General features: G+C 52.0%; 25 protein-coding genes. All 25 read left to right on the top strand.

From position 1 onward, the window contains the following. Positions 1–2: 2 nt before the first annotated feature. The 25 genes from FCL42_RS01440 to FCL42_RS01320 all read left to right on the top strand — a co-directional run bounded on the left by FCL42_RS01440 (position 3) and on the right by FCL42_RS01320 (position 26,532). Positions 3–1,544 carry an anthranilate synthase component 1 gene (locus tag FCL42_RS01440; RefSeq protein WP_136861585.1) on the top strand — a complete coding sequence of 514 codons (1,542 nt, stop codon included), beginning with the start codon at positions 3–5 and terminating at the stop codon, positions 1,542–1,544. Next, positions 1,541–2,137 carry an aminodeoxychorismate/anthranilate synthase component II gene (locus FCL42_RS01435; protein ID WP_136861584.1) on the top strand — a complete coding sequence of 199 codons (597 nt, stop codon included), beginning with the start codon at positions 1,541–1,543 and terminating at the stop codon, positions 2,135–2,137. Before FCL42_RS01440 ends, FCL42_RS01435 begins: the two co-directional genes overlap by 4 nt. A gap of 17 nt (positions 2,138–2,154) precedes the next feature. Then, positions 2,155–3,168: an anthranilate phosphoribosyltransferase gene (trpD, locus tag FCL42_RS01430; RefSeq protein WP_136861882.1), complete on the top strand. Its 1,014-nt coding sequence runs from the start codon at positions 2,155–2,157 to the stop codon at positions 3,166–3,168. A gap of 1 nt (position 3,169) precedes the next feature. After that, positions 3,170–4,522, top strand: coding sequence for a bifunctional indole-3-glycerol-phosphate synthase TrpC/phosphoribosylanthranilate isomerase TrpF (gene trpCF, locus FCL42_RS01425; RefSeq protein ID WP_136861583.1), 1,353 nt, complete (start codon positions 3,170–3,172; stop codon positions 4,520–4,522). An 8-nt stretch (positions 4,523–4,530) separates the two neighbouring features. Beyond that, complete coding sequence (gene trpB, locus FCL42_RS01420) at positions 4,531–5,721, top strand: tryptophan synthase subunit beta (RefSeq protein ID WP_136861582.1); 1,191 nt, start codon at positions 4,531–4,533, stop codon at positions 5,719–5,721. Next, on the top strand, positions 5,718–6,524 hold the full coding sequence (trpA, locus tag FCL42_RS01415) for a tryptophan synthase subunit alpha (protein ID WP_136861581.1): 807 nt from the start codon (positions 5,718–5,720) through the stop codon (positions 6,522–6,524). The genes trpB and trpA overlap by 4 nt, the downstream gene beginning before the upstream one ends. A 123-nt stretch (positions 6,525–6,647) precedes the next feature. After that, entirely contained in the window at positions 6,648–7,190 is a 543-nt protein-coding gene (locus FCL42_RS01410; protein ID WP_136861580.1) for a septation protein A, read from the top strand. A 172-nt stretch (positions 7,191–7,362) separates the two neighbouring features. Next, positions 7,363–8,145, top strand: coding sequence for a helix-turn-helix domain-containing protein (locus tag FCL42_RS01405; protein ID WP_136861579.1), 783 nt, complete (start codon positions 7,363–7,365; stop codon positions 8,143–8,145). Further along, positions 8,130–9,488 (top strand): L,D-transpeptidase family protein, encoded by a 1,359-nt coding sequence (locus FCL42_RS01400; RefSeq protein ID WP_136861578.1) that lies wholly within the window; start codon positions 8,130–8,132, stop codon positions 9,486–9,488. Before FCL42_RS01405 ends, FCL42_RS01400 begins: the two co-directional genes overlap by 16 nt. Positions 9,489–9,722: 234 nt before the next feature. Next, positions 9,723–9,914 carry a Flp family type IVb pilin gene (locus FCL42_RS01395; RefSeq protein ID WP_136861577.1) on the top strand — a complete coding sequence of 64 codons (192 nt, stop codon included), beginning with the start codon at positions 9,723–9,725 and terminating at the stop codon, positions 9,912–9,914. A gap of 73 nt (positions 9,915–9,987) precedes the next feature. Further along, a complete protein-coding gene (locus FCL42_RS01390) occupies positions 9,988–10,530 on the top strand; it encodes an A24 family peptidase (protein WP_136861576.1) in 543 nt (180 codons plus the stop codon). Between the two features lie 288 nt (positions 10,531–10,818). Further along, positions 10,819–11,010, top strand: coding sequence for a Flp family type IVb pilin (locus FCL42_RS01385; protein WP_136861575.1), 192 nt, complete (start codon positions 10,819–10,821; stop codon positions 11,008–11,010). Between the two features lie 118 nt (positions 11,011–11,128). Next, positions 11,129–12,433, top strand: coding sequence for a P-loop NTPase family protein (locus FCL42_RS01380; protein ID WP_136861574.1), 1,305 nt, complete (start codon positions 11,129–11,131; stop codon positions 12,431–12,433). 18 nt (positions 12,434–12,451) lie between these two features. After that, positions 12,452–13,297: a Flp pilus assembly protein CpaB gene (cpaB, locus tag FCL42_RS01375; RefSeq protein ID WP_136861573.1), complete on the top strand. Its 846-nt coding sequence runs from the start codon at positions 12,452–12,454 to the stop codon at positions 13,295–13,297. 20 nt (positions 13,298–13,317) lie between these two features. After that, positions 13,318–14,766, top strand: a complete 1,449-nt coding sequence (locus tag FCL42_RS01370) for a type II and III secretion system protein family protein (protein WP_205729200.1) — start codon at positions 13,318–13,320, stop codon at positions 14,764–14,766. 10 nt (positions 14,767–14,776) lie between these two features. Then, positions 14,777–15,055, top strand: a complete 279-nt coding sequence (locus FCL42_RS01365; protein WP_136861572.1) for a hypothetical protein — start codon at positions 14,777–14,779, stop codon at positions 15,053–15,055. A 33-nt stretch (positions 15,056–15,088) separates the two neighbouring features. Next, positions 15,089–16,429, top strand: coding sequence for a Tad domain-containing protein (locus FCL42_RS01360; protein ID WP_136861571.1), 1,341 nt, complete (start codon positions 15,089–15,091; stop codon positions 16,427–16,429). A 1-nt stretch (position 16,430) separates the two neighbouring features. Beyond that, positions 16,431–16,883, top strand: coding sequence for a TadE/TadG family type IV pilus assembly protein (locus tag FCL42_RS01355; RefSeq protein WP_169308243.1), 453 nt, complete (start codon positions 16,431–16,433; stop codon positions 16,881–16,883). Further along, the gene (locus tag FCL42_RS01350; protein WP_136861569.1) at positions 16,880–17,350 is read left to right on the top strand and encodes a TadE/TadG family type IV pilus assembly protein; all 471 of its coding nucleotides are present in this window, start codon (positions 16,880–16,882) and stop codon (positions 17,348–17,350) included. The genes FCL42_RS01355 and FCL42_RS01350 overlap by 4 nt, the downstream gene beginning before the upstream one ends. Positions 17,351–17,377: 27 nt before the next feature. Beyond that, positions 17,378–18,607, top strand: a complete 1,230-nt coding sequence (locus FCL42_RS01345; RefSeq protein ID WP_136861568.1) for an AAA family ATPase — start codon at positions 17,378–17,380, stop codon at positions 18,605–18,607. 3 nt (positions 18,608–18,610) lie between these two features. Continuing rightward, positions 18,611–19,939 carry a CpaF family protein gene (locus FCL42_RS01340; protein WP_136861567.1) on the top strand — a complete coding sequence of 443 codons (1,329 nt, stop codon included), beginning with the start codon at positions 18,611–18,613 and terminating at the stop codon, positions 19,937–19,939. An 8-nt stretch (positions 19,940–19,947) separates the two neighbouring features. Continuing rightward, the gene (locus FCL42_RS01335) at positions 19,948–20,922 is read left to right on the top strand and encodes a type II secretion system F family protein (protein ID WP_136861566.1); all 975 of its coding nucleotides are present in this window, start codon (positions 19,948–19,950) and stop codon (positions 20,920–20,922) included. A 1-nt stretch (position 20,923) separates the two neighbouring features. Then, positions 20,924–21,901, top strand: coding sequence for a type II secretion system F family protein (locus FCL42_RS01330; protein WP_136861565.1), 978 nt, complete (start codon positions 20,924–20,926; stop codon positions 21,899–21,901). Positions 21,902–21,913: 12 nt separating this feature from the next. Next, positions 21,914–22,939 carry a tetratricopeptide repeat protein gene (locus FCL42_RS01325; RefSeq protein WP_136861564.1) on the top strand — a complete coding sequence of 342 codons (1,026 nt, stop codon included), beginning with the start codon at positions 21,914–21,916 and terminating at the stop codon, positions 22,937–22,939. Between the two features lie 386 nt (positions 22,940–23,325). After that, positions 23,326–26,532: a S41 family peptidase gene (locus FCL42_RS01320; RefSeq protein WP_136861563.1), complete on the top strand. Its 3,207-nt coding sequence runs from the start codon at positions 23,326–23,328 to the stop codon at positions 26,530–26,532. Positions 26,533–26,628 lie beyond the last annotated feature (96 nt).

Raw genomic sequence — 26,628 nt, 5'->3', positions numbered from 1 at the left:
CTATGCTGAGCTTGCAAGCCGGACAGAGCCATACGTTGACGCTGGGGTGCCGTTATCAGCACCAGCCCGCGGCACTGTATCAGCACCTGTGCCAAAACAAACCTAACACCATGCTGCTGGAGTCTGCGGAAGTGGACACCAAGGCAGGCACCCAAAGCCTACTGTTACTCGATGCAGCCCTGCGCATCGAGTGCCATGGCCTTAACGTGACCATGGAAGCCATGAGCGCCAACGGCGAAGCCCTGCTGCCACACTTAGCCGCCAGCTTGGGGGAGTTTGTCCCACAACTTAATAGCAACACCTTGAGTCTCAGCGTTCCCACCTCTGACGACATTTTGGATGAAGACGCCCGATTAAAAGCGCCATCGCCGCTGTCGGTACTGCGCCAGTTGATCGCCGCCATCGACCACGACGACGCCTGCGCCCAATCGCTGCTGTTAGCTGGCTCTTTTGCCTTTGATCTCGTTGCCAGTGTCGAGCCGCTGCCTCAAGTACAAGATGGTCCTAATAACTGCCCCGATTATCTGTTCTATCTGGCAGAGACATCACTGGTGCTAGACCATCGTCGCCGCAGCGCTCGCCTAGTGGGTGCCCTGTTTGACGGCCGCTACCACCACAGCTTAGGCCAGCGCTTAGCCGAGCTGTCTCACACCATCGCCGCCTTTGAAGCCGATGAACAATTGCCTGAGGCAGCGCCGGTCGAGGTCAGCATTAACCAGAGCGATGAGCAGTTCAAACAGAAAGTGGTGTCATTAAAAGAGCACATTCGTGCTGGCGACATCTTCCAGGTGGTTCCGGCGCGCCGCTTCTCACTGCCCTGTCCCAATCCCCTGGAAGCCTATGCCAGATTGCGCCACGACAACCCAAGTCCCTATATGTTTGTGATGCAAGACAGGCAGTTCACCCTGTTTGGCGCCTCACCAGAAAGCGCCCTGAAATACGGCGCCGACAGCAATCAGGTGGAGATCTACCCAATCGCCGGCACCCGTAAACGCGGCCGCAACGCCGATGGCAGCATCGATTTCGATCTGGACGCCCGCATAGAACTGGGTCTGCGCCAAGACAGCAAAGAGACCGCCGAGCACATGATGTTGGTGGATTTGGCCCGTAACGACATTGCCCGCATCAGTCAGGCTGGCAGCCGCCAGATTCCGGAGCTACTCAAGGTTGACCGCTACAGCCACGTAATGCATCTGGTGAGCCGAGTGACCGGCCAGCTGCGTGATGATCTCGATGCCCTGCACGCCTACCAAGCCTGCATGAACATGGGCACCCTAACTGGCGCCCCAAAGGTACGCGCCGCACAGCTGCTGCGCGAAGCCGAAGGCGAACGTCGCGGCAGTTACGGCGGCGCCGTCGGCTATCTCAACGGCCGCGGTGATATGGACACCTGCATCGTTATCCGCTCAGCACTGGTGAACGACGGCATCGCCCACGTTCAAGCGGGGGCTGGAGTGGTGTTTGACTCCGACCCGCAATCGGAAGCCGATGAGACCAAGAACAAAGCCATGGCGGTGATTCGCGCCATCGGAGGTGCCCTATGACCCCCATCATCCTGCTGGACAACTTTGACTCCTTTACCTGGAATCTGGTGGATCAGTTCCGAAGCCTAGGCCATCCGGTAACCGTTTATCGCAACGACGTCGATGCCAAGCTTCTGGCCGACAAACTGCTGAATCGCTCCGAGCCAGCAGTATTAGTACTAAGCCCAGGTCCAGGTGCGCCCCACGAAGCAGGTTGCATGATGGCGCTATTAAAGCTGGTGGCCGGAAAACTGCCAATTTTAGGCATCTGTCTGGGCCATCAAGCGCTGGTTGAACACTACGGCGGCAAAGTCAGCTTTGCGGGCTCTGTGGTTCACGGCAAAGCCAGTCCTATGCGCCATGACAACGGTCCGCTGTTTGCAGGCATGGACAACCCACTTTCCGTCGCTCGCTATCACAGCCTGGTAGCCCATGAAGTGCCCCAGTGCCTGCACGTACCCGCCAGTGTCGATGAGATGCCGATGGCAGTCGTACACAATCAAGACCGCGCCGTCGGTTTTCAATTCCACCCTGAGTCCATCTTGACCGAAGTCGGCAGCCAACTGCTGACCCGCACCCTGACCCAACTGACCGAGGAGACGCCGCTGTGTTAACCCAAACTACCGAACTGATGGCCCAGGTCTTAAATGGTCAGCCACTGACGCAACAGCAAAGCCAGCACCTGTTTGGCCAAGTCGTCCAAGGAGAGGTCGACCAAATTGAGCTGGCAGGCATCCTTACCGCCATGAAACTGCGCGGCGAAACCGTCAGCGAAATCACCGGTGCCGCCAGCGCCCTGCGTGAACACGCCGTTGCCTTTCCTCGCCCCGAAGGTGATCTTCTGGACATCGTTGGCACCGGCGGCGATGGCGCCAACACCATCAACATCTCCACCACCAGCATTTTTGTGGCCGCCGCCGCTGGGGCTCGCATCGCTAAGCACGGCAACCGCAGCGTATCCAGCAAATCCGGCGCTTCCGACCTACTTACCCAATTCGGTGTCAATCTGGCCATGAGCCCCGAGCAGTCGGCTCACTGTTTGGAGGAGCTGGGTGTAACCTTCCTGTTTGCCCCTCACTACCACGGCGGCATTCGCCATGCGATGCCGGTGCGTCAAGCCTTAAAGACCCGCACCCTGTTTAATGTGTTAGGGCCACTCATCAACCCAGCCAGACCCAACCAGATGCTGTTGGGTGTGTACGATGCCAAGCTGATTCGCCCCATCGCCGAAACCATCGCCGCCTTAGGCGTTGAGCGGGCGCTGGTGGTTCATGGCAGTGGTCTGGATGAGATCGCCATTCACGGCGAAACCAAAGCGGTTGAGATCAAAGCCGGCGAGCTGACCGAACTCACCCTGTCCCCAGCCACCTTTGGCATCGATGCCTACCCACTTAGCGCCATCGAAGGGGGCGAGCCAGAAACAAACCACGCCATCGCCCGCGACATTCTCGGCGGCGGCGGCACCAAAGCCCAGCGCGCCGCAGTGGCGGTTAATGCCGGAGCCGGCCTATTCCTAGCTGGCAAGGCCGATACCCTGAAGCAAGGCTTTGAGCTAGCCCTTGCCACCATGGACAGCGGCAAGCCGCTGGAGTTGGTGCAGGCCTTTGCCAAGCTGTCTCAGCAACAACCCCAAGAGGACGCATAAGATGGCGACCATTTTAGATAAAATCGTTGCCACCAAGGCCGCGCACATCGACCAGCTGCGCGCCCGCTATGGCGAGCTGCTGGACACCCAAGCTGAGCCAAGCCAACGATCCTTGTTTAACGCCCTTAAAGGCGGCAATACCGGATTCATTTTGGAGTGTAAAAAAGCCAGCCCTTCCAAAGGCCTGATTCGCCCTGATTTTGATCCTGTGGCCATTGCCAAAAGCTATGCGCCCTATGCGGCGGCGATGTCCGTACTCACCGACAAGCAGTTCTTTCAGGGCGATTTTGAATACCTAAAAGCGATTCGAGCCGAGGTTGACCAACCTCTGCTGTGCAAAGACTTTGTTATTGACCGCCGCCAACTGCGCTTGGCTCGCCATATGGGCGCCGATGCGGCGCTGCTGATGTTGTCGGTACTTAGCGATGAGCAGTACCAGCTGCTGGCCGACGAGGCGCAAATTTTGGGGCTAGACATTCTCACGGAGGTCAGCAACCAGCAGGAGCTTGACCGAGCACTGGCTCTGAACGCTCGCATCATCGGCATCAACAACCGCGACCTGCGAGATCTCTCCATCGATCTAGCCACCACCGAAAAACTGGCCAGCCAGATCCCCGCCGACCGAGTGGTGATCAGCGAGTCCGGCATCGAGAACCATCAACAGGTTCGTCGCCTTGCCCCCCACGCCGACGCTTTCTTGGTGGGCAGCAGCCTAACCGCTCAGCCAAATATCGACTTGGCCTGCCGCCAGCTGATCTTTGGTGAAAACAAAGTCTGCGGCCTAACCCGCCCACAAGACGCTCAAGCGGTTGCGGCCGCAGGTGCGGTTTATGGTGGGCTCATTTTCGCCGCCAAGTCCCCACGCTGCGTCTCTCTTGAGCAGGCCCAACAGGTTAGAGGTGCCGCCGAGCTCAACTACATCGGCGTATTCGTAAACGCCGAACTGGATGAAGTGGTCGCCGCAGCCACCACACTGGGGCTTTACGGGGTGCAGCTCCACGGCAACGAAGATGACGCCTATCTGGATGCCCTGCGCAGCAAATTGCCACAGACCAAGCTGTGGAAAGCGGTCAAGCCCGATGGCAGTAACTTGGTAAGTAACGCAGACCGCCTGCTGTTTGATTCCGTCAGCAAAGGTCAGTTTGGCGGCAGCGGCCACACCTTCGATTGGAGCCAGGTGGGCCAGCAACGGCATCAGGCGATGTTAGCCGGCGGCTTAAACCCAGATAACGTGCAGGACGCCATCAAAGAGCAATTTATCGGTCTGGATCTGAACTCCGGTGTGGAGTCAGCCCCAGGCATCAAAGATTCAGACAAAATCGCATTGGCGTTCGCACGCCTACGACAGTATTGAGGTACCCCATGACGACCCTATTAAATCCTTACTTTGGCGAATACGGCGGCATGTTCGTGCCGCAGATTCTGATGCCAGCCCTAAAGCAACTTGAGCAAGCCTTTGTGGACGCCCAACAAGACCCAGAATTTCAGCAAGAGTTTGTGTCACTGCTGAAAGAGTACGCCGGTCGCCCCACTGCGCTGACCCTGACTCGCAACTTCAGCCCCAACCCCAAGGTGAAGATCTACTTAAAACGAGAAGATCTGCTGCACGGCGGCGCCCACAAGACCAACCAAGTTCTAGGGCAAGCGCTGCTAGCCAAACGCATGGGCAAAACCGAGATCATCGCCGAAACCGGTGCCGGTCAACACGGCGTGGCCACCGCACTGGCCTGTGCCCTGCTAGGATTGAAATGCCGAGTGTACATGGGCGCCAAAGACGCCGAGCGTCAAAGCCCCAACGTGTTCCGCATGAAGCTGATGGGTGCCGAGGTCATTCCGGTGCACGCAGGTTCCGCCACCTTAAAAGATGCCTGCAACGAGGCGATGCGCGACTGGTCCGCCAACTACGACAGCGCCCACTACTTGCTGGGCACCGCAGCGGGCCCTCACCCGTTCCCCACCATCGTTCGTGAGTTTCAAAAGATGATTGGTGAGGAAGCCAAACAGCAGATGCTGGCCAAAGAGGGCCGCCTACCAGATACCGTACTGGCCTGCGTTGGCGGTGGTTCTAACGCCATCGGCATGTTTGCGGATTTCATCGACGATGAAGAGGTCGCCCTAATCGGCGTTGAGCCTGCGGGTAAAGGCATCGAAACCGGCGAACATGGCGCGCCAGTTGGCCACGGCAAAACCGGCATCTTCTTCGGCATGAAAGCGCCAATGATGCAGGACGAGCACGGCCAAATTCAGGAATCCTACTCGGTTTCCGCCGGCCTGGATTTCCCTTCCGTTGGCCCTCAGCACGCTCATCTGGCGGCAACCGGACGCGCCCAGTACCTATCTATTACCGATGAGGAGGCGCTAGAGGCGTTCCAACTGCTGGCCCGCTGTGAAGGCATCATTCCGGCACTGGAGTCCGCCCACGCACTGGCGATGGCCTACAAGCTGGCCGAACAGGAGACCGAAGAGAAAATTATGCTGGTGAACCTCTCAGGACGAGGCGACAAAGACATCTTTACCGTACATGACATTCTGACTCAGGAGGGCAAGCTGTGAGCCGCTATCAAACCCTGTTTACCGAGCTCAAAGCTCAAAACCAAGGCGCTTTTGTCCCCTTTGTTACCCTAGGTGATCCCAACCCTGAATTAAGCCTTGCGATTGTGGATGCCCTCATCGAAGGCGGCGCGGATGCGCTGGAACTTGGCATCCCATTCTCCGACCCACTGGCGGACGGCCCAACCATTCAGGACGCCACCCTGCGAGCGCTACATGCCGGAACCACGCCAGCCAAGTGCTTTGAGATGCTGGACCAGATTCGTGAGCGCCACCCTCAGATCCCCATTGGTCTGCTGGTTTACGCTAACCTAGTGTTCAGCCCAGGTATTGACGCCTTCTACGCTCGCTGTCAGCAAGCGGGCATCGATTCGGTGCTGGTTGCCGATGTGCCTATCGAAGAGAGCGCACCGTTTGCGGACGCCGCCCGTCGCCATGGCATCGCCCCAATCTTCATCGCCCCACCAAACGGCGATGAAGCCACCTTAAAGCAGGTGGCTGAGCTGGGCGAAGGCTACACCTATCTGGTTTCTCGAGCTGGCGTAACCGGTACCGAAACCAAAGCAGGCAAGCCTTTGGGGCCACTACTGGAAACCCTCAAGGCCCATAACGCACCGCCAGCCATTCTCGGCTTTGGTATCGCAACACCTGAGCAGGTCAAAGAGGCGATTAGCTCTGGCGCCGCTGGAGCGATTGCCGGCAGCGCCACGGTAAAACTCATTGCCGACAGCCACGATAAGCCGCAACAGCTGCTGCAAAATGTGACTCGCTTCACCCAGCAGATGAAGGCGGCCACCCTCGCTTAACGCAAATTTGACTCAGTTTGTGACATTAAAGGCGGTTCTCGAATGGGAATCGCCTTTGCGCCTCTATAAGCTTTAGGTAGACTTAACTTCGAAAACCGTACCCTTACTCAACAAAAGTAATCTATGAAACAGATTTTAGATTTTCTGCCTCTGCTGGTGTTCTTCGCCGTCTATAAGTTTTACGACATCTATCTGGCCAGTGGCGCGCTGGTAGCCGCATCTGCCATCCAAATTGGTTTGCTCTACACCCTCTACAAGAAGGTGGAGAAGCAGCACATCATCACATTCATCTTGGTGGCGGTTTTCGGCACTTTGACCATGGTGCTGCGAGATGACACCTTCATCAAATGGAAGGTGACCATTGTCCAGTTCCTGTTTGCTGGGGCGCTGCTGGTTGCTGAGCTCATGAAAAAATCATTGCTCAAAGCGATGCTCGGAAAAGAGATGCCTCTACCTGACAACATCTGGCGCAATGCGGCTCTGGCTTGGGTGGTGTTCTTTATCGGCAGCGGCCTACTGAACATCTACATAGCCTTCAATCTATCTCAAGAAGCCTGGGTGAACTTCAAAGTGTTCGGCCTAATGGGAATGACACTGGTCTACACCGTACTGACCATCGTCTATCTCTACCGTCACCTGCCGGAAGAATTCAAAAACAAAAAGTAACCCGCTTCCCCACTTTTAAGCCCTCATTTGAGGGCTTTTTACTGCCAAACCAGACAGTTTCTTCACTCTCACCTTTGCCTTTCCCCTATAGCTGTACTAGCTATTAACTAGGGGTTACATCAAAAAAACGCCCGTTGTCCTTTTGAGTTTTAGTCGTTTAGGAAAGGAATCCATGAACCAAGCTGAGCTGCCTGTGGCCTTTTTACGCCATTTTGAAGACCAACCTCCGGTGAAACTGATCGGAAAATTGGGAGACGCTGCCGTGCTCCAATGCCGAGCTCCTGAGCCCCATGAAGCAATGAGCTCAGCTTGCATAGTGATCTTCAAAAACCAAGATGAGCAAGAGATTAAAGCCATCGAGCTCCTGATGGCACAACAGCCAAGACGCAAGTTCATTGTGCTGTTTCCCAATCTGTCGGTACCAAATTTAAAGTGGTGCTTAGATCATCGCGTTGAGCAAGGCTACATGGCCCCTCCACCAGCCATCGATCTGGTGGACATCAAATGTCGACTTAACCCCAACTACCAACCTATTGGCCATCAGCAGCGCCATACCCACGAGAAATTGCGCCAAACCCTGGAATTGATTGAGCAGCGGTTTGGCACGCCTCTGTCACTGCAGCAATTGGCTCATGAGGTGAGCATCAGTGACAGTCGACTCTGCCACCTGTTTAATCAATATTTAGGGATAAAATTCAGTAACTACCTGCTGTGTCGACGCTTAGAAGCAGCACCGGATCTCCTCAGGGATGACGGCCTCAGCGTAGCCGCCATCGCCTATCGCTTAAACTTCTCAACGCCATCACACTTTTGTCGCTCCTTTAAGCAGCATCTGGGCTTAACACCAACCGAATATCGGCAATTGAAAAAGAGCGAGTCTCACAGCAAGGTCTATCATCAGTACTTAAAGTGCAGACAACCGGAGCCAAGAACACTGATATGCGAATCTGGCTAGCATGGCTATTGTTACTCCCTTGTGCTTCATTGCTCGCCGACGCAGGCTCGTCGGCGCAGAATCGCACTACGATGCAATGGGCGAACTTTCTCCATGATCTAGGTTTTCTCGCTGACACTTATCCAAATACTCAGGCTATTGAAGCCGCTTCCTATGAATTTGTTAATGCACGCGCGCGGCTCAGATTCAGCCCTGAAACCAAAGCAACCCAAGCACTCAACCAAGCAATATCGACCAATTCACTGGCTGCATGGGGCGTTGAGCAGATTCCTCAATATCAAGAATTTAGCCGATTAAGGCAGGCTCTAAAAAAGGAGCAAGCCCTAGCGGCCCTACCACTTCCTAACCTAGAGCCACTAATCGGTTTAAAGTTAGGGCAGCAGCACCCAGAAGTCGCCGTATTGCGCCGCTGGTTGGCCAGTCAAGCGGGTCAATCGCTGCCAAGTCACCTAAAAGATCGCCACGTTTGGGATCCTGCCTTAATACACAGCTTGAAAGCATTTCAAACGCAACATGAACTCACACCATCAGGTAAACTGGATCAACCAACAGCTCGACTGATCTCAACCCCCAAAGCCAAGCGGATTGAACAAATCCGATTTACCTTGAGGCAGTGGCTGCAACTACCAAGTCAGCTGCCGGAACACAGCATTATCGTCAACATCCCACAGTTTCAGCTGGATTATTACCGAAACCAACGGCTTCACCTGTCTTTGCCAGTGATCGTTGGCAAGTCAGCCACACCGACACCAAGGATGAACTCAAAATTTCGCTCCATCACCATTAACCCCAACTGGACACCGCCACCATCGATCATCAATGGGGAGCTACTGCCAGCTCATCGTAAGGACCCTTATCAACTGCAAAATCGCGGCTTTGAGCTGGTTCCCTATCAATCAGGAGAGCCCATCCTTGACTGGGCGATAGCTCGAGAACAACCGTTGAACCATTGGTTTTCCTCACACAGTCTTAAGCAAAAACCAGGAAAGAATAATGCGCTCGGATTTCTCAAACTTAACCTGACTCAAAGTAATGCAATCTATTTACACGACACTCCCAATCAATACTTATTTAGAGAAACAACTCGGGCATTGAGCCATGGCTGCGTGAGAGTAAAAAACATTGAGTCGCTTGCCCAAGTACTTCTACCTCCGAGTGAGTATAAAAATTTAGCCTTAAGTAAAGACACCAATCTGACCAAAATGAAAATGATAAACCGTACCATTTTCGTTTACCTGACTTATTTCCTTGCTAGAGTTGACGTAAATGGTGACTTGTCTATGAACCAAGATATATACCAACTGTCAGAAGATAACCTCACTAGAGATTTTAATTCGCAATAAAAACAAACTCCAAGGCAAATTAATCTAAAAAGAAAAGCCCCACTAACCATATTTGGTTTCACTCATCGAAACTCATAAAAACTAAGATAATAAAAATAATGACAAAAACCGCAAATTCGTATTAGCAACATAGGACTTTGTCGTCTAACTTTATTCATGCGACTCACAACTTGTGGGGTCAGCTCCTAGGTTTCAAACGGCGGAGCATTTTTCTTACTATGCGGAGATATTGCGATGATCAAGAAAGCACTCGTAGAGTTTTGGAATGATGAAAGCGGTTTATCCGCGGTAGAGTATGCAATTGCAGGTAGCCTAGTCGTAGGTGGCATGGTTATCGCGTTTGGTGAGCTAGGGACAGAAGCGACCGAAGAGATCTCCGCACTATGTGCAGCTGTTGATTCAACAGGTGATTGCGACGGCGCCTAAATAAGGACGTTTAGTACTTTATCGTGTGAGAGCACTGCATGGCAGTGCTCTGTTTGATCTAGAGGGATGCTAGATGGCCGATATTCAATATGAAACGCTGCAACATATTTTAGTTTCTGCGCTGTTTATCATCGCGGTAGTGACTGATCTTACAACAGAAAAAATCCCCAACCTGATCGTTATATTAGGGCTTATCACTGGTATCTCCTTTAATGGCTTTTATGACGGGCTCGCCGGTTTCGGCACCTCTTTACTGGGCGCATTAACAGCTCTACTCAGCCTCGTATGGTTTTATAAGAAACGCATTATCGGGGCTGGCGACATCAAACTCATGATGGCGATCGGCAGCTTTGTCGGCCCAGCGATGGTGTTCTGGAGCCTCTGCCTTGGCATCGCAGCCGGTGGTGTCACAACTCTGGCCATCGCTTTATATCGGGTAGGTTGGCAAGGAATTAAAATGACTGCTGAGCGTTATTATCAATGCCTAATAACCCGTACCTACTTTAAACCTTCGCTCAACGAAGCAGCCGGCCTAAAAGTACCTTATGCCCCAGCCTTAGCCATAGGTTGGTTTATCTTAATTACCGTTCCAATTAAATTTCCAGGTCTAAATTGACAAGGAGGTAGGCCATTAATTCCACAATGTCCATACCCAAAACAAAATATTAACAATAACAATTAAACATACAATAACCCTCTATTTTTATAAGTTCCCCGCTTTATCGCCGAAAAACAAATAAAAGCTATTGATAAATATGAATTTTTTAATAAAAAACAACACAAGGTTGCCCTTTGCACGACAGATAGATGCAATTTATAGCAAATTTAGGACAGCAACATCAACATTCCACGTCTACTCTTAACTGAACAGGTGTAGACATATTTCAATAAGTTAGAGGCCGTCATGCTTATTAAAGTTATCAAAAAGTTCTGGTATGACGAATCTGCATTATCCGCTGTCGAATACGCTATCGCAGGAAGTTTAGTCGCCGGTGGGATGGTCATTGCTTTTACCGAATTAGGCACTGAAACTGCAGAACAGATTTCTGAAATTTGCGCGACGGTAGACTCGGCGGGAGATTGTGACGGCCAGTAAACATAATGCCTCACCGCTAAATATAGCTGTTATTTACTTGTCTCTTTTAAGAATGAAGCGCCGTTTTGTGCGCCATTGGTAGAGCTTTATTTCTAATTGTCCTCATTGAGGGTTCACGATGATTACCGAAGCTAGAGTCAAAAGCGATAGTCAAACTAAGACCATGACCAGTAAACCGACATCCATCGCCGAGGTTGGTGTTAGTGAACAACTATTGCAAAACCTAGTATTAAAGCACCTACTGGACGCCGACGTACTCACCCTTATCGCACTGAGCAATCGCCTTTGCTTAGCTGGCAACATCGTTCAAACCCTCTTAGACGAAGCCAAACGGGCGAATCTGGTTGAAAATAAACAAACCACCTCTGATGGCCAAATGCGCTATGCATTAAGTGAAGCCGGCCGTAACCTAGCGAAACTTGCCTTTGAGAAAAGTGGCTATTTAGGGCCGGTTCCTGTGCCTCTAGAGCAGTACTGGTCTGTATGTCGCGCGCAATCAAGTCGCCAGCATAAAGTTACCCGCGAGGTGATTAAAAGAGCGTTTGAAAAGATCACGTTGCCGAACCAATTACTGACGCTGATTGGCCCAGCTCTAAACTCGAAACGACCCGTTTTAATCTATGGCCCTCCAGGTACAGGTAAAAGTTACCTCTGCCGTCATCTCAACTTAGTGTTCGGCGATGATGTGTTAATACCCCATGCAGTCAGCATCGATCAGGCAATCATTCAAATTTTTGATCCTCAATTGCATGAACTCCATGAGCAAGAGGCTCAGGACAACTCAATCATGCTCACTCAAGGCCACGACCCGCGCTGGCATCGCTGTCGCAGGCCGCTTCTCGTCGTTGGCGGCGAGTTGACCCAAGAGATGCTTAACGTCCACTACGATAGAGACTCGAAGACCTACCACGCCCCTATTGGTTTAAAGGCAAATAACGGCGTATTGCTGATTGATGATCTAGGACGACAACAAATTACTCCCAAAGAGATCTTTAACCGCTGGATTGTGCCCATGGAAGAGAGTCGAGATTTCCTATCGCTCCCTAGCGGTGAACACTTTGACGTGCCGTTCGAGCAGATATTACTGTTTTCCACCAACTTAGATCCGGCTCAACTGGTGGATGAGGCATTCTTGCGTAGACTTGGCTACAAAATCCCCTTCACAGCCTTAGAGCGATCACATTTTAAAGCGATTTGGCAACAAAATTGCGATGAGCTGGCTCTGCGTTGTGATGATGAAACCTTCGACTGGCTGCTCACAGAGCTTTACCAACCCAACGACAAGGTACTGCTTCCTTGCCACCCAAGGGATCTGCTGTCCATTGTCGCTGATCAAATCAACTTCAATGAACTACCTAATCAAGTGACTAAGCAACTGCTTCATCAGGCTTGGTCGATCTACTTCGTGCAATCCATGAATTAATGCGTACTAGGAGCTGATATGAATAGGCGCTCTCTCTTCTTCGTATTGCTGTCGCTAATCTTTGGAGTCGGTGCCGTCATGCTCGCTCAAAATTGGCTTAAAAAAACGCAACCAACCAACATTGCTCCAGATCAAGCACTGGTGGTCACAATGGCCATCGATGTCCCCTCAGGAACGGTGCTTGAAAGAAAACACCTATCGCTGCAGACGATTCCAAAAGCCCTAGCCTCAGACCAAGCCTTAACCGATGTGGAAGGTGCCGTCGGCAAAGTCACCAAATTTCCTCTTCTTAGAGGAGACACGCTTCACCCACAAAAGCTGGCAAATAAAGGCGAAGGCAGTGTCTTAGCCAGTTTGATCTCCCCCAACAAGCGGGCAGTCACCATCAGAGTCAACGACGTTGTTGGTGTGGCGGGCTTCCTATTACCCGGAAACCGAGTCGACGTACTGGTCACCTTTAAAGCAGGAGATCCTCGCAGTCCGTCAAAACGCTCTCAAACGGACGTGGTGCTGAGCAACCTAAAAGTGCTCGCCATCGACCAGAAAGCCAACCAAGACTCCAGCCAACCTATTGTTGTGCGCGCCGTAACGTTAGAGGTCACCCTTGAGGAGGCGGAAACGCTAATGAGCGCACGCAGCAAAGGCACCATCCAGTTAGCACTACGAAACCCCAATGACGATGCCCCGATTGAGGTGGTAGAGACACCAACCGCTCCCGAGCCTGTACTTGAAACTGCCGTGGCCACCATACCGACACCAAAAGCCGTTTCTCGTACCGTTCGTCCCGAGCCGAAAGCTGTCTCCAAAAAAATCGAAGTGATCAGAGGCACCCAACAGCACACCGTTTCCGTCGAAAACCACTAAGCCTTCATAGGAACATGCTTATGTTTGAGTTCGTTAAAGTGGCAAAAAGTCTAACCAAGATCGCCGTCCTGGCTCTGTCAGTTGGCGCCGTAGGCATCACTGAAAAGGCCTATGCAGGCGGCGGAACCGAGCTAATGCAGCAGAGCTTTCCGGTTCCTATCTATAAATCTCGTACCCTTCCCATAAAACAGGAAGCTGCCCGAGTCTCCGTTGGTAACCCAAGCATCGCCGACATTCTGATCATGCAGCCTACCGAGCTCTATATTCTCGGTAAGCAGCTCGGTAGCACCAACATATTGGTCTGGGATGAAGAGGATCGTCTGGTTGATATCATCGATATTGAGATCACCCACGATCTCAATGGTTTAAAAGAAAAGTTGTATCGCTTTCTTCCCGATGAGTCGATTCAGGTTCACAGCTCCCAAGGGCAGCTCGTCATCGGCGGTCAGGTTTCCAACTTGGAAAAAATGAATATGGCCATGGACCTAGCCAAAGGCTACGCCGTTGCAGCAGACACCTCAGGCAATCCATCTTCGGTACTAAACATCATGTCTGTGGGTGGCGGCCATCAAGTCATGCTTGAAGTCACCGTAACTGAAGTGCAGCGCGAGCTGGCGCGCCAACTGGACTCAGACTTTCAAATAATCTCTGACGGCAGCGATTTTCTGGGAGGCATCATTGGTGGTGACGGTGCCATTAATGACAAAGGTTTCTTTGGTAGCTACGTCAGCGGCGACTTTATCTTTAATTTCGCTTTAGACGCCGCCAAACAGCAGGGCTTGGCTCGTGTGCTGGCTGAGCCCAACTTAACCGCGCTAAGTGGGCAGCTGGCTGAATTTCTCTCCGGTGGTGAGTTCCCTGTTCCGGTTCCAAGTCGCGAAGGCACTACCATTGAATACAAGAGCTTTGGTGTTGGGGTTAAATTTGTACCCACCGTACTCGACAGTGGCCGCATCAACCTCAATCTAAACGTCTTAGTCAGCGAACTGAGTAACGCCAATTCAGTAGGCATCATTCCAGAAGGTTCTACCACCGCTCTGGTCACCCCTTCTATTATCAAGCGCAGTGCCAACTCCACCGTTGAACTGGGAGACGGTCAAACCATTGCCATTGCGGGCCTATTAAGTAATACGGTTCGCGAAAGCCTCGATGAACTGCCCGGCCTAGGCGACATTCCAATTCTAGGTCAGCTCTTCAGTAGCCAAGAGTACCGCAACGGTGAAACCGAGCTGGTGATTCTCGTTACACCTCGCTTAGTTCGCCCCATTATCCGAGATGACTTGGTGCTTCCAACGGACGGCTTTGTCTCCCCTGACGACGTCGAGTTTTACCTGCTCGGAGAGCTCTCTAAGCGCAACCTTGAGCAGCAACCGGACACCAACCCCAACACCGTCGTGGTCGACCAAACTGTTGATACGCCGTCCACCGATGCGGGTGGCACTCAGAACAAGTACGGTCATTCACTGTAAGGAGTTACCCATGAAGCAACTCATTCTGTTGTCTGCCTGCACAGCCAGCCTACTCTGCGGCTGTACTAGCAATGTCATGAACCAGTTTGAGCTGGGGCAAACCACGGCTCAACTACAACAACAGCAAGTTTTGGATCCGGACGCTGCCCGCAGGAATGCCGGTGCAGTCAACGAGTTATCAGGAAAAGTGGGCAATGTGGTGATGACCAACTATAACGGTGCCGCCAGTCAGCCTAAAGAGGCCCGAGGCGAGATAAGAGAAGTCAGCCTTGGCGGAGGAAGCAACTAAACTTATTGAACCCTCTCTTTGCAGGAGAACAACATGAAGCGCTCAAATCGCTCGTTGGTTTTCTCTCCGTTAGCTCGGCAGCGGGGAGCGATATTGGTAATGGTGACCATCGCTCTAGTGACCATCATCGTCATGGGAGCCATGGCGCTGGAAAGTGGACATTTGCTGCTGAGTAAAACGCGTCTGCAAAATGCGGTGGACTCTGCCGCCCTAAGTGCCGCCCTATCATTAGAGCAGGGCGACGATCATCAAGGAGCTCGCCAAGATGCCATCGCAACATTGAGTAGCTTAATGTCTGAGTCTGACTTCAGTCAGCTCGACGATGGCATCGACATGGCTTCACTCGTCTATTCACAAGATGAAGTCACTCCGCAAATTACCATTGAGTTTTCTGAGCAGCCCGACCCATTCATTGCTACCACGGCAGCCGATGCAGAGTATGTCCGAGTTCGGGTTGAGTCCGTTCCGCTGGCCAGCTACCTCGGCAAAGCCATCGGCATGGATAAGCGAGTTCGCTCCTCTGCGGTCGCCGGTCCCTCAACTCCCTTGGTGAACTGCTCTCAGAACGTATTACCTATGATGGTGTGTGAAGGAGATACCGCTGGGGAGCCCTTCGGCTACCCTCAGGGCAACATCATGGCGATGAAGATCTCCAGCGAACAAGACTCCCCTATTGGCCCAGGTAACTTTCAGCTCATTCGCTTAGGCGATAACTCAGGGGCCGCCGACATTCGTGCGGCGATGGCAGGGGAGAACTCCGGCAATAACTACTGTTTCAGTGGCGATGACGGCATATCCACTGAACCAGGCAACAACGTCGGCCCAGTTGCTACCGGCATGAACACCAGATTGGGCGTTTACCATGGGGGGACAGTGAATGCCACTGATCACCCGCGAGACAAAGATATCTGCGTTGGTGAAGCCTTAGACATTGATGGCGACGACAATATTGTCTTCTCCTCCGATAACACCCCAGTGGATGGCACCTTAGCCACGCCATCCCTCTATCGTTACTCCGATTACAGCGACAACTATGTCGACAACACCGTTGATGGTGGCTCAAGGTTCCAGAATAGCTGTCCCCACAACAGTGACACCTGGGATGGCAGCGGCGGTGCCAATCGACGGGAATTTGCCATTGTGGTGGGTCAGTGCGATGGCCAGTCCAATGGCCAAAACAACGACATCCCCTTCTTGGGGTTTGCCTGCTTCTATTTCATGCAAGAGGTGATCCAAAAGGGGAACCTAGCCTACGTCATAGGTGAATTTGTGGAAGATTGTACCGGTACGGGCGTAGCAACTGACGATACCACCTTAGAAGATGGCCCTTACACCATCGTCCTTTATCGCGACCCAGATAATAAGGACTCTTAAGATGAAACGCTCACACCTTCACCAACGGGGCGTGGCCGCCATCGAAGCCACCATCACCCTACCAATATTGTTCTTACTGTTTTTTGCCATCGGTGAGCTGGGGCGAGCGATGTATCAGTATAACCAGCTTAACAGCGTTGTACGCAACACCTGCCGCTACCTGATAAACAACGCCAAGCCAGGCACCACTTCACTCATAGACATTACTGCTGAGGTTCAGGCCACAGCGAAGAATCTAGGTGTCTATGGCGATACCGGTAACCTAACGCCTGTGCTACCTGGGCTGAGCGTCAGCAATATCACCATCTCCGTTCCCTCCTCTGGGGATCTTATTAGCGTCAGTGCCACCTACAACTGGAACTCAATTTTTAGCGGCGATCTTGGAGGCAACTACGGGCAAACCTTAAATTACGGCTTCCCTCTTACCGCAACCGTTTCCATGAGGGCACTATGAATAGCCGTAAAGGTCAAGCAGGGGTCTACTCAGTTGAGTTTGCGATTGTAGCAACCGTGGTGTTCATCGTTATCTTTGCCTGTCTGGAAGTGTCACGTTTGATGTTCACTTACAACGTGTTGGCGGAAGCCTCCAGACGCGCGGCTCGACTGGCCAGCGTATGCGCCCCAGATACCAGTGGCTCCCCTGACGCACCATTGGCATTGCAGTCACTGGCACTGTATGACGGCACACGGATTGGTCCCGACCTGTCCACCGCCAATCTAAATATCGAATATCTGTCTCTAGATGGCACCCCAGCAGCGACCTTCTTCGATATCGCCTTAGTTCGAGCGTCCATCGTCAATTATCAACACAGTTTCATCGTTCCGGGACTGGCTTTTACGTTCAACTCGCCAGATTTTTCTACCACCTTGCCTCGAGAGAGCTTAGGTGCGACTCGCTTCGGCACCACGGTGTGCAGTTAAGGGGGCAAAATGAGGGAGAATAAATCAATGCCAACATCTCTTCAGTGGGAAACCAATAACAATACGAGTGTATCCATCCCTAAAAAAATAAAAGCCCTGCCCGCGCCGGTTCGGGCACTTTTGGTGGCTGCAAATCCAATCGATCAAACCGAGGTGGTTAAAACCCTAAAGTCGACACCCAACCTGACTTTGGATTCACACCCCATCAATCAACTCAACACTGAGATTCTGCGCGCCGCAAAATTACTCATTTTGATTGTGCCATCGGATCAAAAACAGGCGGTCACGCTTATTCAGAGCTTTTCAGGTAAATGCGCCAACATGCTGGTGCTTGGCAAGGAGATAAGTGCAGAATTGATGCGAACCGCCATGCAGTGTGGAGCCAATGACTTCATCGCCCTAGATGCTCCAACCGAAGAGCTGTCTAACGCCATCTACACCATCGCCTCCGCCCTCGCTGAAGAGTTGAAGCTAGCACCAACCATCGCGGTAGTTAATGCCAAAGGAGGCGCAGGAGCCAGCTTCATCAGCACCGCAATAGCAGACTGTTTGTGTATGCGAGATGGAGGCACCCCGGTTGCCCTGATCGATGGTGACCACCTCCATGGTAACCAGATGCTGCTGCTAAATAAGCAACCGCAATATTACTTTCAGGACGCCCTGAGCCACGTGGAGCAACTGGAAGACAGCGCTATCACGGGCTTTATGAGCCAAATTGACAACATCCACCTATTGCCAACATTGCCGTTTAGTCAGCTCGATAGTGACCACTTTCAGTTTAATAACCTCCCCAATCTGCTGTTTAAGATCAGGGCTCACTATCCGTCAGTTACCGTTGATCTCTCCCAAGGTCCGGATCACTGGTCAGTACCCATTTTGACCGATGCCCAATTCATCCTTTTAGTGATTCAAGATAGCGTGGCCTGCATACGGGACGCCGCCGCCGCGGTGCGCTATTTCACCATGCAATTAGGCATCAGCAAAGATCGCATCCATTTGATTTTTAACCGATTTGATAAATCGAGAGCCCAAATCAGTGTTGAAGATGTCATTGACACCATTGGCATTCGTTCGGTGTTCACCGTACGCAATGATTTTAAGCGCGCCAGTTGCTGTGCAGACGAAGGTAAACGCCTTTCTAGCTTTGCTCCCAAAGAGGCCATTACCAAAGACATACACGCCATATGTGATGCCCTACTTCCCGATGAGAACGCTCCCAACCAACAAGGGTTGTGGGCCAAGTTATGGAGAAAATAACCAATGGAAATGTCGTCTAACCACGATTATGACATCAGCAAGAAACTGCTGACCGAGCAAGAAACCATCATCAAAAATGAACTTCATGAACGATTGATGCAGCTGTTGGATGTCTCTCGTCTTGGTGCCGTTTCCGAAGAGGAAGCCAGAGCACAGATCTCAAACATCTGTAATGAGATTCTCTATGATAATCCTCGCCCAATTAACCTGGCGTCTCGAGAGAAGATCATCAAACAGATCAATGATGAAGTTATGGGATTAGGGCCGTTGGAAACGCTACTGGAAGACCCCACCATCTCAGACATTCTCATCAACAATTTCAATAACATCTTCGTAGAGCGCTTCGGTAAGCTTGAGCGCGTTCCCATGGCGTTTAACGACAACCAGCACCTGCTCAACACCATCGATAAAATTGTATCCGGTGTTGGTAGACGAGTGGATGAGTCCAGCCCCATGGTAGACGCACGCCTGAAAGACGGTTCGCGAGTTAATGCCATCATTCCACCATTGGCGCTGGATGGGCCAAGCATGTCCATTCGCCGGTTTACCGTAGAAAAGCTCAAAGCGGAACAGTTGGTGGAATACGGCTCGATGACTCAAGCGATGTCAGACGTACTTAATGCCGTGGTGCTGGGCAAGCTTAATGTGCTGGTATCCGGAGGTACGGGTAGCGGCAAAACAACGCTGCTCAATATTATGTCCGGCTACATTCCTGACGATGAACGCATCATCACCATCGAGGACTCCGCTGAACTGCAGCTTCAACAGCAGCACATCGTTCGACTGGAGACCCGCCCAGCAAACCTTGAGGGACGCGGCGAAGTATCTCAACGAGAGTTGGTCAAAAACTCCCTACGGATGCGCCCCGACCGTATCGTGGTGGGGGAGGTGCGAGGCGCCGAAGCCATGGACATGCTCACGGCCATGAATACTGGCCACGAAGGGTCGCTCACCACCTTACACGCTAACTCCGCTCGAGATGCCTTGAGCCGATTGGAAAACATGGTGTGTATGGCCGGCTTCGATGTACCGGTTAAAAACATCCGCACCCAGATCGCCTCAGCCATTGATCTGGTGGTTCAGTTAGAGCGCCAAGAAGATGGCCGTCGCCGAATCGTCAGCATCACCGAAATTAATGGCATGGAAGGAGAGGTCATCACGCTTTCAGAGATCTTCGCTTTCCAGCGTCAAGGGCGTTCGGAAGATGGCCTGATTCAAGGCAAGTTTGCCGCCAGCGGCGTGGTGCCTCATTTCCACTCGGAACTCAATAAGAAAGGCATTCACCTGCCATTTGAGCTGTTTGGCGTCGACCATCATATGGATCTGTTATAGGAGCGGCCATGAGCATTGAAGTCATCTTTCTCATCTGCGTATTTGCGGCGGTACTCCTTCTGTCGCAAGCCCTGTTCCTACCGGTGTATCGGCCTCAACGGGGCGATACTCGTGTTATTCAGGAGCGGCTGAAACAGCTAGCGAAAGAGAACGCTGAGAGTGGTGACAACGTTTCTCTACTAAGACGGAATCGACTCCAGAAAGCCTCCCCCCTCGGCAGGAGTCTTGAGGAGCTTCCCTTTGTACAGAACATCTCATTCAAACTGGAACAATCAGGCTCCAAACTTCTGGGGCACCAATTTCTGGGGTTAGCGTTACTGTCTGCAATCATTATCAGCTTCCTACTTTGGATGCTAAGTAACGATTGGTTATTGGCCCTACTGACGTTTCTGGGTGTGCTGGCCCTGTTTAATTTCAAAATGAATCGTGATTTTGATAAGCGAATGGAGCTCATTGAGATTCAATTTCCCGAAGCATTAGACATACTTCGGCGAGGCCTACAGGCCGGTTACGCCTTCTCAGATTCCATCAAACTGGCATTTGAAGAGATGGATGGGCCACTCGCTTTCGAATTCCAACTTATCTTTGCCGACATCAATTACGGCAAAGACACCAAGCGAGCACTGCTACGATTCGTTGAGCGAGTGCCTTCGGTGTCTGCAATGGCCTTCTCTTCCGCCGTGCAGGTACAAAAAGAGACCGGTGGTAACCTAGCGGAAAACATGAAAAACCTGTCTCGCGTGATTCGCCAGCGATTTACCTTTAAACGCAAAGTAAAATCCATGTCTGCAGAGGGGCGCATGTCAGCTTGGGTGCTGGTGCTGATGCCGCTCGGACTATTTGCGTTTCTGTTTTTAACCTCTCCAAGCTACGCCAAGGAGTTGACTGACACCGAATCGGGCAATCGGCTACTCCTATACGGTGCCATCGGCATGATGATTGGCACCTACTGGATCGGACGACTGATCCGCCTGGAGGTTTAACATGGAGTATCTACTTAGCTTAGTTAACGAGGTATTTCAAAACGAAACCTATTCAGAGTTCGCTATCTATGTGATCGCCGCCATCGCAGGCGTCTCACTGGCGATGGGGCTGGGTTTGCTCTTCAGTGGATTGTACTCTCCGGCCAAAAGGCGATTAGCACAAATTCGAGCCCAAGAGGGGTACGTCAACAACTTCAAAGAGGAGTTTGATCACTCTTTGGAGCACAACCTCAGCCACAAAGCCGACTCAAAGCTCACCGGTCGATTCGCGTTTGGTAACGAAGACACAAGAAAACGCTTGATTCACTCTGGGTTTCATTCCAACAACGCTCTCGCTATTTATAACGGCTGCCGAATTTTACTGTTTATTATTGCCGTATTCTTGAGCATGTACCTACTGCGCGCCTTCCCTAACACCTCCACCACCATCCTGTTCTACGGAGTGGCTGTGCTTCTGGGGATCGCCTTCATTTTGCCCAGCTTGGTTCTGGACAATCTTGCTGAACGGCGAATGCGGAAGATGCGCATCGGGTTTCCAGACGCCCTAGACTTACTGGTGGTTTGCTGTGAGGCAGGATTAGGGTTACAAGCCGCACTAAATAGAGTCGCGGCCGAGGTTCGCCTGAGTCACTATCACCTTGCAGAAGAACTTGAACTCGTCTGTCAGAAAACCCGAGCCGGACTTTCTATGCAGATCGCGCTGCAAGAGTTCGCTGAGCGAACCGGGCTGGAAGACATTCGCGGACTAAACGGCTCAATCACTCAAAGTATTCGATTAGGTACCGGCATTGCTGAAACTCTACGGGTGTACTCGGAAGAGTATCGAGAAAAACGGATTCAAGCTGCGGAGGAGATGGCCGGAAAACTTGGGGTGAAAATGATGTTCCCTATGATCTTTTGTATCTGGCCATCTTTTTTCATCGTCGCTATTGGGCCAGCTATGCTGAAACTAGCTGAAGTTTGGGATGTTGCATTTTAATAAGGACTGATCATGACCCGAATACTATTCGTGTTGCTAGCCACCTTAGGGCTTAGCGGATGTGCATCAAGCTCAAAGACCGAAGTGCCGGAAATTCAACGGCCCAGTGTCGCCACGCTGATGCAGCAAGGGCAGCAAGCAGAGAAATTAAAACAGTATGAGATGGCTCTAAAAAATTACATTGAGGCACTTGAGCAGCAGCCACAATCTGCAGATATCTTGTACCGCATTGGCGAAGTTCAGTCTCAGTTAGGGAATACGGGCTACGCGCTTAAAGCCCTTCAAGATGCCTTAACGACAGAACCCGATCACATCAATGCCATGACCTCATTGGCTTTAATCAATTTAACACTCGGTGACAATGAGCAGGCCAAACGCTACCTAACCAAAGCACTGGACCTAGATCAACAGCGCCTGGCTCAACTCAATCAAACCGTCATCGTTGGCGAAAAGCCCGAACTTCAAACGCTGGACGCTGACTCTCCACTGCCAGGTTACAACGCCATGGGTATCCTCAATGACCTTGACGGCAACTATGAAGCGGCTCGGCAATACTATGAGCTGGTATTGCAGCAGCAACCGGGAAATGCGCCAGCGCTGACCAATTTGGGCTACTCCTACTATCTTGATGGCAACCTAAAACAAGCGGAGATCAAATTACGCTTAGCCACTCAAAAACAACCCGACTTTAAGCGTGCCTGGCACAACCTTGGACTGCTGTACGTTCGGATGAATCACTACAAACGCGCTCTAGTGGCTCTGAAGCGAGTGATGCCGGAGCCCGACGCTCTCAACGACCTTGGCTACTTCGCCATGCTGGAGGGGCGCTACGCTCAAGCCAAAGAGCTGTTCTTAAAGGCCATTGATTCATCGCCGACCTACTTTGCCAAAGCCCAAGATAATCTCGAAAAACTCCAAGAGTTACAGGGTAAATTAGCCACCGCATCTTCCCATCAGAGCGTCTTATCATTTCCAAGCAAAGAGGCTCAGATCAAAGCCGAAATGCTAAGAGCCGCCCCATTGTCTTCGGCGCAATAACCGTGATTGGCGCTTACGGATTCACTGCTAAGCGCCTGTCTTCCTCGTATTCAGAAACAGTTCGAAAGCAATTGTTACCAAATAACATTTCACTGATGAGTTTGGTTGCCATTATGATAATTTCTCGAAACAACAATAACTAACGCTCATTCATAGATTGGATTTATGAAAACAAGTCGGGCGCTTAGTTGTGTCGATACCGATCATCAGCTCAGGGAAGCCGCTGTGATGCGCCCAGGATGGGGCCTACGCATATCCAATAGACACGCTACTGAGCCACCCTATCTGTTTCCCCATAGACAACTCTGATCGATGACCCGTCTGTTGCAGCGGCTGGCCCGCAAGCATAGGACTGAGCTTGCAATCACCCTAAAAAGTCCACCAATATGAAAAAATTACTCACCTTGGTTGCCACACTGGCATCCGTAACAGGGGTTCACGCGGCATCCCCCACAAGTCATTGGTTCCGAAACGCGGCCATATCGCCCGATGGTACAACGGTGTTATTCACCGCCAAAGGCGACATCTATCAAGTTCCGATCTCTGGCGGCAAAGCCGTTCCTCTGGTCACAGACAGCAGCTGGGATGGTTACCCTATCTGGTCCCACGATGGTCAATCCATCGCCTTTGCCAGTGACCGAAACGGCAGCCTCGATGTGTATGTGATGGCGCTAAACAACCCCGTCCCCACGCGACTAACCTTTCACAGCAGTGATGATTTTCCATCCGATTTTAGCCCTGATAACCGCCGGGTGATCTTTAACTCAGGTCGACAGCCCTCCCCCAGTTCGTCGGCATTTCCTACCACTCGGATGCACCAACTGTATTCCGTGCCGGTAACCGGTGGCACGCCAACCATGGAATTAACCGCCGCCGCCATGGAAGCGCGGGTGTCTCCAGATGGAAAAACCATCGCCTACATGGATAACAAGAGCTACGAAGACGGCCTGCGTAAACACGACCGTTCCTCTTTCGCTCGAGACATCTGGCTCTATGACAAGGCCTCAAAAGAGCATAAGAAACTCACTGGTTTTGCTGGTGGCGACAGCACCCCAGTTTGGTCTGCCGATGGCAACAGCCTCTACTACTTAAGTGAACAGGGTGACAACAATTTCAACGCCTGGAAGATGAATGCCGATGGCAGCGCGCCGCAACAACTTTCCCACTTCGATACCCACCCAGTTCGTTCATTGAGCCTTAGTGACAACGGCACCCTGGCCTTCAGTTGGCATGGTGAGCTCTACACCCAAATTTCTGGCCAATCACCCAAAAAGCTCAACGTTCAATTGGCCTCGATGAAGAATAACCTCGACGAAACCGCCGTTAACGTGGCGGGACAAGCCAGTTGGTTCTCTGTGTCTCCAAGCGGCAAAGAGGTGGCTTTCGTCGCCAGAGGCGAGCTGTTTGTGTCCTCAGTGGATTACGGCACCACGGTGCGACTGACCAACACCCCAGAGCAGGAACGAGGGCTAAGCTGGTTCCCAGATGGACGCAGCATCGCCTTCGCTTCAGAACGCGATGGGGCATGGGGGCTCTATAAAGTCTCCATCAGTGACGCCAATGAGCCCTACTTCTTTGCCGCCACCAAGTTTGACGAAACTCAGATTCTCAAGAGTAAAGTTGATAATTTCCAACCCGTTATCTCCCCTGATGGTAAAAAGTTGGCCTACCTGCATCAGCGAGATGAGATCCGAGTTCTGGATCTGGAAAATGGCACCAGCAACACCGTGTTTCCCGCCAAATACAACTACAGCTACTCCGACGGCGACATCAGCTTTGTCTGGTCTCCAGATAGCCAATGGATTGCCGCCAGTTTCGTCTCCCGTGGGCTCACCATGTTGACCGACATCGGTATCGCTCCGGCAGATGGCAGCAAAGCACCGGTGGATGTTTCGATGTCTGGCTATGGTGAGTTTGCCCCTCAATGGGCAAGCCCCGAACTGCTGCTGTTTGCTTCCGACCGTTTTGGCATGCGCTCCCATGGAAGTTGGGGCAGCGAAATGGACGTCATGGGACTATTCCTGACTCAAGACGCCTACGACAACTACAAGATGTCGAAAGAGGAGCGGGAACTGCAAGCTGAAGCTGAAGAGAAAGCGGTAAACACTGAGGAGAAGGACGACGAGCAGCAAGAGCAAGTTGCGCAAGTTACGATCGATTGGCACCACCTGGATGACCGCATGGTTCGCCTCACTAAGCACTCCTCCGACATGGCCGACTTTGTGCTAACCCCAGAGCAGCACAAGCTCTACTACCTAGCGCGATTTGAGGGGGGCTACGACCTGTGGCTACAAGATTTCGAAGAGCACAGTACCTCTTTGGCACTCAAGCTTAATGCTGAGTCCGCCGCTTTGTCCCTTAATGAAAATGGCGACGAAGCCATTCTGTTGGCCGACGGCGTACTCTCTAAACTTAGCCTTGGAGAAGGCGTTACCGCGGATGCCATCGCCATCACCAGTGAGATGGCGCTGAAAACCGATGCTGAACGCGAGTACATGTTCAAGCACATCTGGCGTCAAACCAAGGACAAGTTCTACAACGCCAACCTACACGGTGTGGATTGGGAGCTGATGTATCGCCAATACCTGCCAAAAGCCAAAGCGGCAGGAAACAATCGTGACTTTGCCATCATCACCAGCGAGCTTTTGGGTGAACTCAATGCCTCACACACAGGCACTCGTTATCGCCACCCAACGGCACCGGCCGCCCAAACTGCCTCTCTTGGACTGCTGTTTGATATGGTGCCCAGTGAAGCCGGGCTGAAAGTGGCTGAAGTCTTGCCACGAAGCCCACTGCTAAAGTATGCCGACCAAGTTAAACCCGGCTCGGTGTTAACCGCCATCGATGGCATGCCAGTCAATGCCGGCAGTAACCTGTCAAAGCAACTGAATGGCAAACAAGGCAAGCGCACTCGCCTGAGCTTCATCAACGGCAAATCTCAGTTCGATGTCGTGGTGCGCCCACAAGCGTTAGCCGCAGAAGCCGATGCCATGTACAAGCGCTGGGTTGATGGTCGCCGCGCTTACGTAGATAACCTATCCGGTAGCAAATTGGCCTACGTTCACATTCCACAGATGGACGATACCGCCTACCGCGCGGTTCACTCTGAGCTCTTTGGTCGTGGTTTTGACAAACAAGCGGTTGTCGTCGATACCCGCTTTAACCGCGGGGGCTGGTTGACCGACGACTTAGTCACCCTGCTCAGCGGCAAGCAATACTCCTGGCTAACTCCTCGAGGAAATCGTACCAAAGGTAACTCCATGAAGCGATGGAGCAAGCCATCAGTGCTGCTGGTTAATGAAGGAAACTACTCCGATGGCAACTGTTTCCCCAACGGTTACCGCGCCAATGAAATTGGCACCATTGTGGGCATGCCAGTGCCCGGCACCTGCACCGCAGTATGGTGGGAGGGTCTACAAAGCGGTGACTTGGTGTTTGGTATTCCTCAACTCGGGGTAACCAACATGGACGGTAAATTCATGGAGAATGACCAACTGGAGCCGGATGTGCTGGTCGAAAACGACAAACGCGCTGTCGCCAAAGGGCAAGACCTGCAGCTTAAGCGTGCCGTCGAAGTACTGCTGGGCCAATAAATCAAACCAGGGCCCGCATCATTGCGGGCCTTTTCCACTTGCTAAGATCGCAAGCTAAAGCGGCAACACACTTCTCATGGCTGTTCGTAGATGGTA

It is taken from the genome of Ferrimonas aestuarii, from assembly GCF_005116665.1.
Classification (GTDB): domain Bacteria; phylum Pseudomonadota; class Gammaproteobacteria; order Enterobacterales; family Shewanellaceae; genus Ferrimonas; species Ferrimonas aestuarii.
The sequence above is the reverse complement of the archived record's forward strand: the minus strand, read 5'-3'. Positions and strand labels throughout refer to the sequence as shown.

Excerpts from the sequence above, each read along its gene's own strand:
- FCL42_RS01440 (WP_136861585.1), top strand. The coding sequence starts at position 3 with ATGCTGAGCTTGCAAGCCGGACAGAGCCATACGTTGACGCTGGGGTGC.
- FCL42_RS01385 (WP_136861575.1), top strand. The coding sequence starts at position 10,819 with ATGCTTATTAAAGTTATCAAAAAGTTCTGGTATGACGAATCTGCATTA.
- FCL42_RS01410 (WP_136861580.1), top strand. The coding sequence starts at position 6,648 with ATGAAACAGATTTTAGATTTTCTGCCTCTGCTGGTGTTCTTCGCCGTC.
- cpaB (WP_136861573.1), top strand. The coding sequence starts at position 12,452 with ATGAATAGGCGCTCTCTCTTCTTCGTATTGCTGTCGCTAATCTTTGGA.
- FCL42_RS01360 (WP_136861571.1), top strand. The coding sequence starts at position 15,089 with ATGAAGCGCTCAAATCGCTCGTTGGTTTTCTCTCCGTTAGCTCGGCAG.
- trpB (WP_136861582.1), top strand. The coding sequence starts at position 4,531 with ATGACGACCCTATTAAATCCTTACTTTGGCGAATACGGCGGCATGTTC.
- FCL42_RS01330 (WP_136861565.1), top strand. The coding sequence starts at position 20,924 with ATGGAGTATCTACTTAGCTTAGTTAACGAGGTATTTCAAAACGAAACC.
- FCL42_RS01390 (WP_136861576.1), top strand. The coding sequence starts at position 9,988 with ATGGCCGATATTCAATATGAAACGCTGCAACATATTTTAGTTTCTGCG.
- FCL42_RS01350 (WP_136861569.1), top strand. The coding sequence starts at position 16,880 with ATGAATAGCCGTAAAGGTCAAGCAGGGGTCTACTCAGTTGAGTTTGCG.
- trpCF (WP_136861583.1), top strand. The coding sequence starts at position 3,170 with ATGGCGACCATTTTAGATAAAATCGTTGCCACCAAGGCCGCGCACATC.
- trpD (WP_136861882.1), top strand. The coding sequence starts at position 2,155 with ATGGCCCAGGTCTTAAATGGTCAGCCACTGACGCAACAGCAAAGCCAG.
- FCL42_RS01400 (WP_136861578.1), top strand. The coding sequence starts at position 8,130 with ATGCGAATCTGGCTAGCATGGCTATTGTTACTCCCTTGTGCTTCATTG.
- FCL42_RS01335 (WP_136861566.1), top strand. The coding sequence starts at position 19,948 with ATGAGCATTGAAGTCATCTTTCTCATCTGCGTATTTGCGGCGGTACTC.
- FCL42_RS01320 (WP_136861563.1), top strand. The coding sequence starts at position 23,326 with ATGAAAAAATTACTCACCTTGGTTGCCACACTGGCATCCGTAACAGGG.
- FCL42_RS01345 (WP_136861568.1), top strand. The coding sequence starts at position 17,378 with ATGCCAACATCTCTTCAGTGGGAAACCAATAACAATACGAGTGTATCC.
- FCL42_RS01355 (WP_169308243.1), top strand. The coding sequence starts at position 16,431 with ATGAAACGCTCACACCTTCACCAACGGGGCGTGGCCGCCATCGAAGCC.
- FCL42_RS01370 (WP_205729200.1), top strand. The coding sequence starts at position 13,318 with ATGTTTGAGTTCGTTAAAGTGGCAAAAAGTCTAACCAAGATCGCCGTC.
- FCL42_RS01365 (WP_136861572.1), top strand. The coding sequence starts at position 14,777 with ATGAAGCAACTCATTCTGTTGTCTGCCTGCACAGCCAGCCTACTCTGC.
- FCL42_RS01380 (WP_136861574.1), top strand. The coding sequence starts at position 11,129 with ATGATTACCGAAGCTAGAGTCAAAAGCGATAGTCAAACTAAGACCATG.
- FCL42_RS01435 (WP_136861584.1), top strand. The coding sequence starts at position 1,541 with ATGACCCCCATCATCCTGCTGGACAACTTTGACTCCTTTACCTGGAAT.
- FCL42_RS01405 (WP_136861579.1), top strand. The coding sequence starts at position 7,363 with ATGAACCAAGCTGAGCTGCCTGTGGCCTTTTTACGCCATTTTGAAGAC.
- FCL42_RS01325 (WP_136861564.1), top strand. The coding sequence starts at position 21,914 with ATGACCCGAATACTATTCGTGTTGCTAGCCACCTTAGGGCTTAGCGGA.
- FCL42_RS01340 (WP_136861567.1), top strand. The coding sequence starts at position 18,611 with ATGGAAATGTCGTCTAACCACGATTATGACATCAGCAAGAAACTGCTG.
- FCL42_RS01395 (WP_136861577.1), top strand. The coding sequence starts at position 9,723 with ATGATCAAGAAAGCACTCGTAGAGTTTTGGAATGATGAAAGCGGTTTA.